Annotated in this window: 20 protein-coding genes; 8 read left to right on the forward strand and 12 right to left on the reverse strand. The window is 51.3% G+C overall.

Translation table 11 applies throughout. The features are described 5' to 3' along the window. Position 1: 1 nt before the first annotated feature. From E7746_RS06740 to E7746_RS06775, 8 genes are all read left to right on the forward strand, one after another. Entirely contained in the window at positions 2 to 1,570 is a 1,569-nt protein-coding gene (locus E7746_RS06740; protein WP_136410265.1) for a hypothetical protein, read from the forward strand. 2 nt (positions 1,571 to 1,572) lie between these two features. Further along, positions 1,573 to 1,803, forward strand: a complete 231-nt coding sequence (locus E7746_RS06745) for a hypothetical protein (RefSeq protein ID WP_123396718.1) — start codon at positions 1,573 to 1,575, stop codon at positions 1,801 to 1,803. A gap of 11 nt (positions 1,804 to 1,814) precedes the next feature. After that, positions 1,815 to 2,231, forward strand: coding sequence for a phage protein Gp36 family protein (locus tag E7746_RS06750; RefSeq protein ID WP_123396719.1), 417 nt, complete (start codon positions 1,815 to 1,817; stop codon positions 2,229 to 2,231). A gap of 4 nt (positions 2,232 to 2,235) precedes the next feature. After that, complete coding sequence (locus tag E7746_RS06755) at positions 2,236 to 3,558, forward strand: phage portal protein family protein (protein WP_136410266.1); 1,323 nt, start codon at positions 2,236 to 2,238, stop codon at positions 3,556 to 3,558. 128 nt (positions 3,559 to 3,686) lie between these two features. Then, positions 3,687 to 4,877: a phage head morphogenesis protein gene (locus E7746_RS06760; protein ID WP_238337375.1), complete on the forward strand. Its 1,191-nt coding sequence runs from the start codon at positions 3,687 to 3,689 to the stop codon at positions 4,875 to 4,877. A 286-nt stretch (positions 4,878 to 5,163) separates the two neighbouring features. Then, complete coding sequence (locus tag E7746_RS06765; RefSeq protein WP_136410268.1) at positions 5,164 to 5,406, forward strand: hypothetical protein; 243 nt, start codon at positions 5,164 to 5,166, stop codon at positions 5,404 to 5,406. A gap of 70 nt (positions 5,407 to 5,476) precedes the next feature. Further along, on the forward strand, positions 5,477 to 6,121 hold the full coding sequence (locus E7746_RS06770) for a thymidylate synthase (protein ID WP_136410269.1): 645 nt from the start codon (positions 5,477 to 5,479) through the stop codon (positions 6,119 to 6,121). After that, complete coding sequence (locus E7746_RS06775) at positions 6,118 to 6,972, forward strand: DNA adenine methylase (protein ID WP_136410270.1); 855 nt, start codon at positions 6,118 to 6,120, stop codon at positions 6,970 to 6,972. Before E7746_RS06770 ends, E7746_RS06775 begins: the two co-directional genes overlap by 4 nt. A gap of 83 nt (positions 6,973 to 7,055) precedes the next feature. On the opposite strand, the gene E7746_RS06780 is transcribed toward E7746_RS06775, so the two are convergent. The 12 genes from E7746_RS06780 to E7746_RS06835 form a co-directional block, all read right to left on the reverse strand. Next, a complete protein-coding gene (locus E7746_RS06780; RefSeq protein ID WP_238337355.1) occupies positions 7,056 to 7,559 on the reverse strand; it encodes a hypothetical protein in 504 nt (167 codons plus the stop codon). Next, positions 7,556 to 8,113 (reverse strand): phage virion morphogenesis protein, encoded by a 558-nt coding sequence (locus E7746_RS06785; RefSeq protein WP_136411310.1) that lies wholly within the window; start codon positions 8,111 to 8,113, stop codon positions 7,556 to 7,558. Before E7746_RS06785 ends, E7746_RS06780 begins: the two co-directional genes overlap by 4 nt. Before the next feature lie 385 nt (positions 8,114 to 8,498). After that, positions 8,499 to 9,020, reverse strand: coding sequence for a host-nuclease inhibitor Gam family protein (locus E7746_RS06795; RefSeq protein WP_123396727.1), 522 nt, complete (start codon positions 9,018 to 9,020; stop codon positions 8,499 to 8,501). A 22-nt stretch (positions 9,021 to 9,042) separates the two neighbouring features. Beyond that, the gene (locus tag E7746_RS15100; RefSeq protein ID WP_168184322.1) at positions 9,043 to 9,213 is read right to left on the reverse strand and encodes a hypothetical protein; all 171 of its coding nucleotides are present in this window, start codon (positions 9,211 to 9,213) and stop codon (positions 9,043 to 9,045) included. A 1-nt stretch (position 9,214) separates the two neighbouring features. Next, positions 9,215 to 9,700 (reverse strand): hypothetical protein, encoded by a 486-nt coding sequence (locus tag E7746_RS06800; protein WP_123396728.1) that lies wholly within the window; start codon positions 9,698 to 9,700, stop codon positions 9,215 to 9,217. After that, positions 9,681 to 9,899, reverse strand: a complete 219-nt coding sequence (locus E7746_RS06805) for a hypothetical protein (protein ID WP_123396729.1) — start codon at positions 9,897 to 9,899, stop codon at positions 9,681 to 9,683. The genes E7746_RS06800 and E7746_RS06805 overlap by 20 nt, the downstream gene beginning before the upstream one ends. Before the next feature lie 4 nt (positions 9,900 to 9,903). Continuing rightward, complete coding sequence (locus E7746_RS06810) at positions 9,904 to 10,122, reverse strand: hypothetical protein (RefSeq protein ID WP_136410271.1); 219 nt, start codon at positions 10,120 to 10,122, stop codon at positions 9,904 to 9,906. Continuing rightward, on the reverse strand, positions 10,091 to 10,750 hold the full coding sequence (locus E7746_RS06815) for an AAA family ATPase (RefSeq protein WP_136410272.1): 660 nt from the start codon (positions 10,748 to 10,750) through the stop codon (positions 10,091 to 10,093). The genes E7746_RS06810 and E7746_RS06815 overlap by 32 nt, the downstream gene beginning before the upstream one ends. A gap of 2 nt (positions 10,751 to 10,752) precedes the next feature. After that, a complete protein-coding gene (locus E7746_RS06820; protein ID WP_238337356.1) occupies positions 10,753 to 10,983 on the reverse strand; it encodes a hypothetical protein in 231 nt (76 codons plus the stop codon). Positions 10,984 to 10,985: 2 nt separating this feature from the next. Then, positions 10,986 to 11,255: a hypothetical protein gene (locus E7746_RS06825; RefSeq protein WP_136410274.1), complete on the reverse strand. Its 270-nt coding sequence runs from the start codon at positions 11,253 to 11,255 to the stop codon at positions 10,986 to 10,988. A 2-nt stretch (positions 11,256 to 11,257) separates the two neighbouring features. Beyond that, on the reverse strand, positions 11,258 to 12,130 hold the full coding sequence (locus E7746_RS06830) for an AAA family ATPase (RefSeq protein WP_136410275.1): 873 nt from the start codon (positions 12,128 to 12,130) through the stop codon (positions 11,258 to 11,260). Positions 12,131 to 12,153: 23 nt separating this feature from the next. After that, on the reverse strand, positions 12,154 to 14,160 hold the full coding sequence (locus E7746_RS06835; protein WP_136410276.1) for a hypothetical protein: 2,007 nt from the start codon (positions 14,158 to 14,160) through the stop codon (positions 12,154 to 12,156). Positions 14,161 to 14,164 lie beyond the last annotated feature (4 nt).

Here is a 14,164-nt window from a genome sequence, read left to right on the forward strand (position 1 = left end):
TATGGCAAAAAAGCTGACGGCTGACCAGAAAGTCGCTCTGGAGAAATGGCGGGAGCATTGCCGGGATGTGCAGTCGATGACGGGCGTGTCCCTCGCGGTGGCACGCGAATCTCCGGCGGAGCGTGACCGGCGCATCAAAAGGCTGCTTTCCAATTACAATGAATTCTGCGAGTATTATTTCGCACACTTCATGACGCTCCGGGACAAATCCACCGGGGAGGTGGTAAAGGTTATACACAACGCGCCTTTCCACACCAAAGCAGCCATGAAGATCAGGAACACACCGAACCTGAAGGCGGTGTTCAAATGGCCGCGTGGTCATGCCAAATCCACCCATATCGGAGTATTCATTCCCCTTTGGCTGATTTTCCAACCGAAGCGCCTGATTGATTTCATGGTGACGGTAGGCAAGTCGGAGGACAGCGCCGTGCGTCTGCTCGGAGACCTTCAGGCGGAGCTTGAGTATAACCAGAAGCTGATTGCTGATTTCGGCGAACAGAAGAACCTCGGCTCATGGCTCGAAGGGGAATTCAAAACCAAGGGCGGGGCCAAGTTCCTCGCCGTGGGGCGCGGCCAGTCACCCCGAGGTCTGCGTGACCGGGAGGCCCGTCCTGACTTCATAGTCATAGACGACTTGGACGATGACGAAACGTGCCGCAACGAAAAGCGCGTGAAGGATTTGACCGATTGGGTCAAGGAAGCTTTGTTCGGCGCGCTCGACGTGGGACGTGGCCGCTTCATCATGGTCGGCAACCTTATATCCAAAACCTCTGTCCTCGCAAATATATGCGCCTCGAAGGGAGTCCATGTGTCGGAAATAAAGGCTGTCGATGCCGAAGGAAATCCGGTGTGGGCGGATAAATGGACACGCGAGGAGGCGGAGGCTTACCGTGAATTCGTGGGCTATCGTGCATGGGAAAAGGAAATGATGCATAATCCGATAAAGGACGGTACTATCTTCCGGCACGAGTGGATACGCTTCAAGAAGATACTTCCGCTGCATAAATACGACATGCTCGTGTGCTATACCGACCCCTCGTTCAAATCAACGACCTCTAACGACTATAAAGCCTCGCGTCTGTGGGGCAAGGTCGGCACTGAACTGCATCTGATCGACTGTTATGTGCGGCAGGACACGGTATCGGGCATGGTCCGCTGGCTATATAATCTTTACGAGTCTTTGCCGGACGATGTGGTGGTGTCATTCTTCATGGAAGCGAATTTCATGCAGGACATAATCCTTGACGAATTCGATGCGGAAGGGCGACTCAGGGGATATCAGCTCCCCTTGATGCCGGACACCCGAAAAAAGCCGGAAAAGATACAGCGCATCGAGGCTGTGTCGCCGCTGTGGGAGCGTGGCAAGGTTTTCTACAACGAGGAGCTGAAGGAGTCGCCGGACATGCAGGTCGGAATCGACCAGACCCTTTCGCTTGAGCGTGGCTCCCGCGCCCATGACGACGCTCCGGATGCTGACGAGGGTGCTATATGGATTCTCCAGCGATGCTCAAGACAAGAAGTTTTCAAACCGGTGGTCATCGAAAGACGGTCACCCAAAAATATGTGGTAACTATGATAGAGAGAATCAGACAGTATGTATTCGCATGGCGCTATCGTCGCGCTGTGCGCAAAGCAAAGGAGCTCGCCGGACTGTTCGGCATGAGATATTATGTCATATCCCTGAACGGTAAGCTCAAGGTTGTGCCCAAGCAGACCATAAAGGAGCTTGTGCGCCGCAAGAGGTTCCGCAAGGGAGTGACTGTCGATGACATAGAGAAAAAAGCGCTGTTTGTAACCCGATAACCTTTTATAATATGTTTGTGACAGATGATGATTACAGCGTGGTTGTCGGTGATGACGCACTGAAGGTGATATCCCGTGCTTCAGTCGAGAACCGTGCCAATGCCGAACTTGAGGCGATGGAGGAGATTTCCGGATATCTGCGACCGGTATATGACTGCGCCGCAATATTCGGCTCCGAGGGGGACGGCCGCAACCGGCTAATTGTGATGTACACGGTTGATATAGCCCTATACCACATGGTGGCTTCTTTACCGCAAAAGATGGGTATTGAGATACGCAAGGAGCGCTACGAGCGCGCCATCAAATGGCTCGAAGGGGTCCAGTCCGGGAAAATAGTGCCTGATCTGCCTGTTGTAGATGACTCCGACAATTCCCCTACAAATACAATAATTTATCACTCGGAACGAAAGCTCCGGCATAACTGGTAACGGTATGAATATTCTCGACAATTTTCTTCAGAATTTCCGCTCAAGGAAAACTGAAGCTCCAATACTGCATACACCGCATGGTGATCTTAATCTCGCCAAGCCCGGAGACCGCAAGAAGTTCCAACGCACGGTGTTTGAGATTCAACGGGTGACCGATGCCTTAACCCAACAGGACATAGCCGACTGGCGCATGGCTTGGCAGATGGCATTGAACGTTGACTCACCAAACCGCCGCAAGTTATACGATATATATCGGGATGTGGATGCCGACCCGCACCTCTCCGGCTGTACCACCCAGCGCCGGGGATTCGTGATGTCCCGATCATTCAAACTCGTAAACGCCTCCGGCGACGAGGATGAGAAAGCTCGGCATTATTTCGACCAGTCATGGTTCAAACAGCTCCTGAGACTCGCACATGATTCCATCTGGTGGGGGCATTCACTGATCGAGCTCGGGGAACTTACCCGTGACGGCGACGGTTGCCTCTGCTATGACGGCGTGAAGCTCATCCCCCGAAAACATGTGATCCCGGAATACCATCGTTGTGTTGTGAATATCGGCGACGACTGGAAATCCGGGGTTAACTATCACGAGGCACCCTACGCCGACTGGCTTATAGAGGCCGGTTTGCCGGATGACCTCGGGATTTATCTCAAGGCTGCCCAGCAGACCATACCGAAAAAACATGCCAATGCGTTCTGGGACGCTTTCGCTGAGATTTTCGGGATGCCGATGCGCATTGCCCGAACCACGACACGCGACCCTAAGGAGTGGAACCGCCTCGAAAAGATGATGCGGGATGCCGGAACCGCTCTCTCCATGGTCGCCGGCATGGAGACCGAGATACAGTTTGTCGAGTCCGGAAAGGGCGACGCTTTCAACGTCTATGACAAGCGCATCGACAGGGCAAACTCGGAGTTGTCAAAACTTACCATCGGGCAGACCATGACCATCGAGGACGGCTCCTCCCTTTCACAATCGGAAACTCACCTTCAGGTGTTCGAGAACCTTGTTGAGTCAGACCGGGATATGCTGCGCGACATAGTGAACAATCAGCTCATACCACGAATGATAAAACACGGTTTCCCTCTGAAGGGACTGCGTTTTGAATGGAATGATGCGGTTGATTACACTCCGGAACAGCAGATTCAATACGAGACTATGATTGCCGACCGTTACGAAGTTGATCCGTCATATTTTGCCGACAAATACGGCATGCCGGTCGGAGAGCGTCGCGACAGGATGCCAGAACCTCCGACAGATAGTTCTGACGATAATCCTGACGATGACGGAAAGCAAAAGAATTCCCGCCGTTTTTTCGACTGAGCCCCGCTGACTATGCGGGGCTGCATGAGCGTTATGCCCGGTGGCTCGGCGACAATCCCCCGACACTGACTCTCGGGAAAGAGGAGGATGCTTTACGCAAGCGACTCTCCGGATTATTCAATGGTATGATGAAAGCTGTGTACAAAACAGACGGCGCAGAACTTGCCATCGACATATTGTCAACCCCTCAAGTCCGGGAATTCATGGATGCCCATGCGGTGGCTCTCGACTCGTCGTTTGAAAAGGTCGATATGTCGGACGCCATGCGCCGGAGGCTTCAACGCTCAAACTTCGTTTTCTCCGGCATGAAGTCGTACCATGAGGTCAATGAGGCTCTCTCGTTGCTTTATGATGATAACGGTGTTATAAAGCCGTTCGAACAGTTTTTGAACGATGCCCGGAATATCGATGAGATCTACAACCGCAACTGGCTCCGGTCTGAGTATAATTTCGTGGCTTCATCGGCACAGATGGCTTCCAAATGGGAAAGGTTCATGGCTGACGGTGACCGTTACAATCTCCAGTACCGAACCCAGAAGGATGACAAGGTGCGTCCGGAACATGCCGCTCTCGACGGTGTGACGCTGCCGCCTTCGGATTCTTTCTGGGAAGAATTCTATCCGCCCAACGGTTGGAACTGCCGTTGCACCGTGGTTCAGGTGCGCAAATCTAAATACACCGAGACTCCGCATGACGAGGCTATGCGTCTCGGCGATGACGCTCTCCAGCGCGACACCAAGGGGATATTCCGTTTCAATCCCGGACTGGAGCAAAAGTCTGTCCCGGATTACAACCCATACACCATCCGTCGCTGCCGGGACTGCGACATAGCCAAAGGGAAGCTCAAGCTCGCCCGGGCATTCGTGCCGGACAATGAGGTCTGCGCGGCTTGCAAGTACATACGCTCCTGTCTGGAATTCCGCCGAGATCCCGGGTTCGTGAATTATCGTAAAAGTATCGTTGAAGATGCGACCAGACTTGAAGCCGGGCATCCGAATCTGGCGACAGGGAATTTTTACCAGACTAAAAAATCATTCAAACGTGGAATAGCCCATGCCATGAATATCGAGGAGGCTGAAATGTTCTCCAAAATCAATCTGCACATATCAGATCTTGTTTATGTGCGCGAGAGCCCATTGGGTGAAGTCAAAGATATGACGAACCCGAAGGCTATCGCGAACATCAAAAAGAAAAAGGAGCGTGGCGTAACCGGATATAACGTTTATGAGCTTCAACTCGGTTCCGACACTTGGATTGTAAAGACCGAAGTCTATAAAGAGCGCACTGAAGCCATATACCATATAATGAAAAAAGAGTAAGCAATAACCCACACGTCGATCACATACGACTTTAAAGGCTAAAACCTACTCTTTGAGTGCAAAGATAACACATTAATTTCAAATATAGTTGATGTTATGAGCTAAAAATATCATTGTCCCTCCGGGGAGGACATAAAAATGCCCCCGGCTTGTTAAACAGTCGTCTCACTTACTCTTTAACACAAACACGGATTCACCGGCCGCCGGGAGCATTATGCCTTACCGGCCGGTGAATCCGTGCTATTTGAATAAGTGAGACACTGCAAAATTAACAATTAATTTCGATATGACGATATTTGAGATACTGAAATTCAACCGGGAACTGCTTGAAAGGCTACGCAATATCGGTGTGCGTCTCGAGGACACACGTTATATTGACCTTTTCGGTGAATTCAACGATATGGTTCTTGCCGGGGAAAAGGTGTCCTATGCGGTAGCCGTCCTTGCCGAGAAATACGGTATCAGCGAAAGGAAGGTATATAGCCTTGTCAGGCATTTCCGCAATGACTGCAATCCGGGTGCAGTGTGATTGGTCTTTGCCGTGGTGAAGGGGTGTCTCCCCTGCTCTACCTTTGCATCATCACCAACGACAAATCATCATGGCAAAAAACAAATACCATCAAATTCTTGCCCGTATCCTTTCGGAGGGCAAGACACAGACCAACCGCAAGGGAGATATACTCTATCTGATCAACCAGTCACTGTCTCTTACACCGGGCGACCTCCTCGATATTTTTGAGGAACACGGCATTGCCCGGAAGAAACTGCGCACCGAGCTTCAGCTTTTCATGCAGGGTGAAAGTTCAGTGGAGCGATACCGCGAGGTCGGCATCAACTGGTGGGATTACTGCGGCTCCATACTCATCAATTCCTATCCCACTTACTTCGAGAAGCTGCCCCCGCTCATCGACCGTATCAACCGGGAAAAGCGCAATTCAAAGAATTATGTGCTGTTCCTCAGTGAGACCAACGCCCAATCAAATCAAACGCCGTGCCTGTCGCTTGTGCAGTTCCAGATCGACGAGGGCGAGCTTGTACTAACCGCATACCAGCGCAGCTCTGACGCAAGTCTCGGTCTTCCCGCCGACATATACCATCTCTACCTTATGGCAAAGCACATTGATGTGCCGCTCAAGTCCATCACGCTGTTCCTCGGCAATGTGCATATCTACGAAAATAATATTGACAACACCCGCAAGCTGCTCTCCGGCAACGATACGGTAAGATTCAAACTCAACGTATGAGCAAACTGTATATGTCCGCGCCATTGCCTTTCGTAGGGCAAAAGCGCATGTTCGCCAAGCACTTCATAGAGGTTATAAAGCAATATCCCGCCGGCACCGTATTCGTTGACCTGTTCGGAGGCTCCGGATTATTGTCGCATATCACAAAACACTTCCATCCCGATTCAACAGTGATATATAATGACTTTGACGGATACCGCCGGCGCATCGACAACATATCGCGCACCAACCATCTGCTGTCATTGATCCGTCCCATCGCATCCCGGTTCCCGCGCCATAAGCCGGTGACCGGCGATGCCCGGGAGGAGATATTCCGCATACTGGAATCGGAGGAGCGAGAATCAGGATTCCTTGATTTCATCACCATTTCGTCATCGTTGATGTTCTCAATGAAATACAAGATGTCAATCCCTGAGATGCGCAAGGAAGTTCTTTACAATAATGTCCGCAAATCCGGGTATGCCGAATGCCCGGATTATCTCGAAGGGCTTGAGATAACCTCGTGTGACTACAAAGAGCTTTTCGAAAGATATCGAAACATCCCGGGAGTTGTATTCCTTGTGGACCCACCGTACCTCTCAACTGATGTCGGCACCTACCGTATGTATTGGCGACTCGCCGATTACCTCGATGTGCTGTCGGTACTCCCGAGGCATAATTTCATCTATTTCACGTCCGAAAAATCATGCATTGTGGAGCTGTGCGAGTGGATGGGTCGGAACCCGGCTCTCGGCAACCCGTTTGCCCGATGCCGGCGCAAGGAATTCAACGCCACCATGAATTATAATGCAGGATACACCGATATTATGCTTTTCACAGACCCGGGCGCGCAACCATCACGCCAAATTTAGCCGTTTATTCGCCCATATAACGCAATAGAGCCGTCACCCGATAAAGGTAACGGCTCCCGTTGTTTTAATGCGACACGTGGCGTTTATGGGGCTTTGGGCGCAGCACTCTTGATGGCTACGTAGCTGTAAACCTCGATGCTCTCCACAATATCCTCATGGTCGTGGTTGGTGTGGGACTCGGCGAGTTGGAAGTCTTTGAAGGTCTCGCCATCGATGCCGGCGATCACATCATGGATTTTATCGGGCAGATCAAGGTCTATCCCGACACCGGCAAAATCCTTATATGCCGGAGCCCAGTCAGTAACTATATGCAGTCTGACATTAGCCTCGGCACGGTATTCCACCGCCGGAACAATGTCATTCCAACGGATAGGCTCGAATTCGATGAACACCGCCGGACGCTCCCATGGAGTGTCCTGATCGATGAATTCGACATTGCGGTTCCACAGGTCGATATGCTTTATAGCCCGAGGATAAAGTTCGTCATCGACATCCGCTTCATCCGGTCTTGTGTAATATTCCCCGGCAGCGTTTACGCAAAGAGCCTCAAGCCGGGTCTTGATCGCGTTGTATAATTCCTTTCTCATTTCTCGTTTATGTCAAAATCAATTTTGAAGTATTCTGTTATATTTTCCTCGATTATCTCCCTGACGGTTGCCTCGACCTCGGGAGATGTGCCGATGAATTTGCGCTGTGGTATCTTGATTGTCCTGCCGACCTTCATCAATGCCATGAATTTCCAGAACTCGGCTTCGGTGGACAGCTGTATGGTTCTTTTGTCATTGCGCCGGGTCCCGTCCTTCTTCCTGCCGAAGGAACCGGTGGCTTCGTAATACTTGTGCCAGAAAAACCGCTTCATGCGTTCTGTTACCTTTATCTCCCCGCCTTCGTTGTGGATGGCGGCCGCCGGGTGATCCGAGCGGAAAACTATGCTGCTGTCCTTCCTGACACTGTAAATGCTCCGGCGAAGACCGCCGGTGTCCACGAGTATCAGACCGCCGGGACGGGTCGGACTTTTTCGCCGTTGCCATGCCTGAGTGAAAAAAGCCTGACGCTCGAAGTTCCGGTCGAACTCGTCGGTCAGCTCAACCTCGATATCCCGGAGTATGTTCCGGATCACACGCTCGAAATCATTGCTCATCATCGTCATCGAATAGTGATGGCTGTATATTGCTGTCAACGAATCCCGGCTTGGTCGGTGCTTTCAGCAGGTTATAAAACGTCCGTTCGCTGAAACCATACAAAGGATATATGTACCTCAGCCATATCTCCTTTGTATGGTTTCAGCGACTCGCTTTTTGTAACTTATTCCGGGTTTCTTTTTTGACATTCAGCTCATCGATGTTTCTTTGGTTCCGGTTTATACGGTCTGATGTCGAGGATCATTTCGCAGCTCACTGTCACTCTGCCGCTCCCCTCGCACTGGAGGCACGTGTGGGTCTCCCCTTCCTCGTCACCGGGGACTCTGCCCGAGCCTTTGCAGACCCGGCAGAGTGCCACTTTCGGAGGACGTGATATTTCTCGTTTCATACTACGCTCTCCTCCTTTTTGGGTTCGACGAAGAAGGTCTCCTCCTGCACCACCGAGATGCCGCAACGTGCGAGGTTGGCTGCCACTGTCTCATCTTCTCGGTCGGCGAGAAGTTTGTCCTTGGCTATCTCCTCGGTGGCACGGATATGACCGGGCAGGAACTCTTTGATGAGCTGCAGTGCGCTTGCCCATGTGAACCCCTTGAGAGTTTTGAGCTTTGGGGTACCGGTGCGGAACCCGATGGTGCCATGCACCATGTCGAGGCTCTTTTTCTTTGAGAACAGCTCCGACTGGTTTTCGGTGGCGAAAGACTGAAGTGTCTCAAACGCTTCGTCCTGTGTGGTCTGCAGCTGTGAGAGTCTTTCCTGATGCTTCTCTCGAATACGTGCGCACTGGAGCTCGATGTCTGCAGTGATTTTCGCACGTTCTGCGTCTGCCTTGGCGTAAACTGCGAAGGCTTCCTCGGCCGCGTCTTTTGACACGCCGGTGATGATTGTCTTTTTTGCTCTTTTTGCCATATAGTTTTGTTGTTGATGGTGATTATTCATCTATCGGGAACACCGTGTCGGTGTCATCGCTGTATTCGGCTATGTCAGCCTGACTCGTGGTCCATTCAGCAAGTTCACGCATGAGGTTTATATAATCCTCGTTCTCCATGTCGGAGGTATGGAGCTGAATGAAGTTCTTGATTTGTTGTATTACCCTTTTCATTTCAGTTATAGCTTGTCATGCCGGGACCGGCAAGGTTGATAAGATAAGTTATTCGCTCGGTTGGGGCCGGAGCCTGTTCAGGCTGTTCCTTCTTGCGCTGCCATCCCTTGCGCTTGATTGAGCGGAGTTTGGTCGCAAGTTCCATCAGTTCTTCGATTGACAGCTGACCGAAGGCTTTGCCGGCTATTCTCGGGTGACGGCAGAAATCGTTGATCTGCGCCCAGTCGGTAGTATCAACCTCAAGCTCCTGCATCAGCTTAAGGACTATGCTGCGGCGACGCTTCAGCTCGTCCTTGGTGCCGCTCATTCCCTCGATGGCGGTGCAGAGGTCGGAGTATTCTTTCCGGGTCATCTCCTTGAGGGAGTCGGTGCGCCCGGCGGTGTACTGCAGCACGAACTGACGCTTTGCCTCGTCCGGCTCTCCATGTATGGTGAGCTTATGGAAAGCGGAGTAGAACCGCCCGAAGTTAGTTACCTGCTGTTTCATTGCTCTTGCTCTGTTCTTGTTTGTAGTGAAGCATTGCCATCAGGGTTTCTTCTGACAGATGTTTTGCCACCCCTAAGAAATATGTGTCCACATACTCGGCGATTGCCCATTCAGAAGCATATTCAAGGTTCTTCTCGATGAATTGAGCTTTTTCGGTTCGGCCTAACTGCCGAAAGGCTTGATTGATGTTTTGTGCCATAATCTTATCTTTTATTAGGTTTCCACTCTACTGTTACCACGGCAATGACCTCGCCGGTTCCCTTGCAGTCGGGGCACTCCTCCATCGATGGGCCTTCGACCGTATCAATCGGGAATCCTCCCCTGCCGTTGCAATAGCGGCATGTCATCGGAGCGGAAACAAACGCCTCATTATGGATGCGCCCGGAAGGTTCAAGCTCCACTATCTGTTTCTTTATGCTCATCTTTTTCTATGTTGTTTGACGTTCTTAACTCTCCTTCTTCCCATATTGTGTAGCAGCTGCCCGGATCTCCGGTGAAGCGCCCTTGACAATAAGCCTTGTAGCCTACCACTCGGATTTTAATTCCGGCTTTGTATTTGAGTCGCCCTGCCGGTTTGCCGGCTGGTTCCCCTTTATACTCCTGCGATATGAATATGAAACTCTTGCGATGGAAACGGCTTATCAGCTCCATGAATTGATCGTAAGTGATTCCGCTCTCCTGAAAGCTGTCGATTATGACGAACTTTGCGCTCTTAGGGCGACCGAGTCTCTCAGCAAGTTCCTCGTAGGTGTCATCAGTGATCACGCGGAATCGCCCCTGCACCTCACTCATCCTTTCACGCTTTATTCGCATCTGGAACGACTGACTTATTCCTTCCTCATAGCTCAAATACAGGGTGGTCCCGTAGTTGCATAATTCCTTGGCAAGCTGCATCACGAAGCTGCTCTTGCCGGATGCCGAGGCGCCACTGATAAACCATGTCTCGTTGACTGGCACCTCACCAAATGGACCGCTCCATTTCTCGCCCCATGGTAAGGTCTTGTATTTTTTGGCGAGAACCTCTTTCGGACTGTATGCTCGCTTTGCCATCGTTACTTCTTCTCTTGAGTCTTTTTCAATTCTGCTATAAGCAAATCTGCCTCTGCCACAGCGTCCTTAACATCATCCTCTCTTGATGTCAAGAGTTTTCTGCGTTCCATATAGACAGCAAACGCTATCTCATATCGACGCTGCTCCCAATCGGGCTCAGCATCCTGTGCCTTACGCATCATTCGGTTGATATTGATCACCGAATCCATATATTGTTTTTCAATCACAGTCATAATTATTTACGTTTTGAGGTTTTATGGGGAAACTTGTAACACCATCCCATGATTTTTTCCAACTTGATGCCTTCGGGCAAAAGGCCAAATGTATTTACCTTTACAATACCCAACTTAGGACATACACGGCCTAAATGAAGGTCAATATACTTGCCGTCCTTAAAGACCACTCGAATTTCACGACGCTTGTTTGCTTTCGTTAACTCTGACGGATCCTTCAGCACTCTACGGCTCCCGTCCGCAAACGTGACTTTAATCTTGTAATCCATCATAGTCACGCCATTTTAAGTTTTTCAATTTCGGTATACACACGGCGCAGACCGCCGGCACTCTTTCTCACGATCACACCGATATCGGTGCCTTCCGGAGCGTTGACCTTAGCCACAACGCGAGCTTGCTCTTTCAGGAATGCCTCACGTTCACGTCCGTCATCCGGGGTTATCCTGCTGTAACGGTCTCCGTAACGGCTGAACATCTCGGCATAACCAACCTTGTTGCACTCGATGGAGCGGTTGATTTTCGCCTTGAGTCCGTCGGCGCCCATCATATACCATGCGCAGCACCGCTCGGTGGCGTTCCAAAGTGCCTTCAATTCGAGGAAGGCTTCATACTGGAGGTCGCCGGCTTCGTCAAGTATGATCAGCGGGGTGTCTATTGAGCGAAGGTAGAACACAAGGTCGGCATACACATCCGAGTATGACCCTCTGGTGTTGGAACCGAACTCGGTCGCTATCTTGCGAACGAGCTTCAGCTTGGTCTTGACCTGCGAACAGTCGATGTAGACCGCATTCGGATGGGTCTTGACATAATGCCGGGCGGTAAAGGTCTTGCCGATATTGGGAAGGTCACACAACAGACCGCTCAACCCACGCTCCTGTATGAATTCGAGCTGCGTAGTGATATACTTGAAGGTCTCGGTCTTGGCTGCCTTCCATTCTATCCCGCCACGGAGATTGACCCCGAGCTTGCGGGCTATGCTCATCCAGTTGCCGTCGCTAAGGACACGCTCGGTCTGCCCGTTCTTGATGGAGCTGTATGCCGAGGTTGTCACCCCGAGTGAAGCGGCGTGTTTGGCATCGCTCGGGTAATTTGTCCGGGCTGCCCTTATCGCTTCTGCGATTTTGTTTCTGATTTCTGTTGTAATCATATTCTAACAGTGTTTTAATTTCATTATAAATCTTCGATTGCCACCTTTGCGGTGTCATATTCAACCCATGCCGCTGTGAGCGTTTCGGGCGCGTCTGTCGCCGTTTCGACCTCCGGCACGGTAATGTCCTCGTCCTCCGGCTCCGGAGCCGCCGTGCGCGCCTGTATGCCCAGACGGGCGATTGCGTTTTTACTCAAGTATTCCTTGAACTGGTTTATCTTCTGCATCTGCCTTGCAAACCGGGCTTTATCCTCCTCCGTCTGCTCTGCCATGACACGGCTGAATGTCTCGACTTTCTCAACCTTGTCGATGTAGCGGTCATCCTGATAAAGGTACACGTCCTGAGCGTCGCCTTCATCATCCGGCAGATAGTATGCCGTCACTTTATAGCTGTTCGACTTCAGGCGACCGAGCACCTCCGGCTCGCTGAGCCACCAGTCACTATGGCTGACCCTTACTGTAGAATTGCGCCGGATACTCGTGGAAACCTTCATACCTACGTACCGGGCTACCATCCGGTCATCGTAAGGTCTGAGATTGGGGTTGATATTGGAGACCAGGACTTCCCATCGTGTCATTCCGGGATAATTCTTTTGATCCGGATGGAGGCTGTTGTTCCATTCAGCGTTGTCGGCTCGGTCGTCGGCCACAAGCTCCTCGAAGGTATAGTATTTTTTGTCCTCCCATGTCTCGTTGGTCTCGTCGCTGATCTTTTTCTGGTATGTGCGCCACTTACCTTTGCCATAGAAGCGTCCCACTTCCTCACGGTTCTTATGGATTATGCTCCGCTTCTTGGCTCCGTTGAGCGGCTCAGCCTGTTTCTCCTGTGAATTCTGAGGGGCGCAGAACCTTACCCGGGAGAACACGACGCCTTCGGCAAGCAATCCCTCTTTATGACGGGTCATAAGGTGGTTCTCGACCTCGATACCGGCGGGCATTCCCCATCGGCGACGCTTGATCAGCCGGAACATCTGCCTGAAGCAGTCATCAACAAGAGCCTCGTCCTTTTTCATCGAATAGGTGGCGGCAAGCACACACTCGCTCACTGAGTCGTAGGCATAATAGGCGTGTACCCGTTTGTTGCCCGGCATCCGTCGAGGAAGATCAACGTCATCCATTGTAATCTGCGAGAGTGAGTATTGACCACGGTGACGGTGAACATGGGGCATATTCTCGTGGTAGAAATCCACATTGGGTTTTAGACGCTGGTCGATAAAAAGCTTAACGTCCGGGCGATTAAGGTAATTGGTGATGGTCGCCTCGCTCGGTATCCAAGGTTCCCCGTTCTTTATCCTTGCGCATTCGTCCGGGTCAAGCAGTTCGCCTGTTTCCGGATCCCATACATCAAGCTCACCGCACACGAACATCTCATACATCTTCCTGACGGTGGTGTTCCACGGACGGGTGGGCAATACCGCCAGACCCTTGATGGCTCTCTCCTCATTCTCGGTCAGCATCTGGGCATTCTTATTGCCGAATTTGCCGCTCACAAGGGCGATATAACCATATTTACGGTAATCGTTGACCTTGCGACGGAAGCGAAGCACCGAAGCCGGAAGAGTGTGGCCGAATTGCACCCGGAGGCTCTCTATCACGGCGGTCATGCGTGACCAGTCATAGTCCCTGCCGAAAAGTCGTTGTGATGCAGATGCGTTGTCATATAGCTTGATGCAGGTGTTCAGCACTGAAGCGTTTACCATATACTCACGCTTCTTGCCGATCTTCAGCTCGGTACCGGTCTTTTTCGGGTCGTTGAAAAATTCGACCGCTTTTTGATCCTCCACATAGTTGCTGCGTACCCATGCTGCTATATGGGCGTCTTTGCCACCAAGCTTTTCATCAACTTGAATTCGGTGTTCCGGCTTGAGGGAGTCGTATGCGACAAGGGCATAGTTGCCGGCTCCACCTCCTGGGCGCACGACATCGAGGCGTTTACGCTGAACCGCCTTCTCATAACTGCCAACAGTCATGATGCCGGTGTCGATAAGCTCACGCGCCGATACACAATATATGCCGTTGTGGTACTGCATGACT

This window comes from Muribaculum gordoncarteri (assembly GCF_004803695.1).
GTDB classification, from domain to species: Bacteria; Bacteroidota; Bacteroidia; order Bacteroidales; family Muribaculaceae; genus Muribaculum; species Muribaculum gordoncarteri.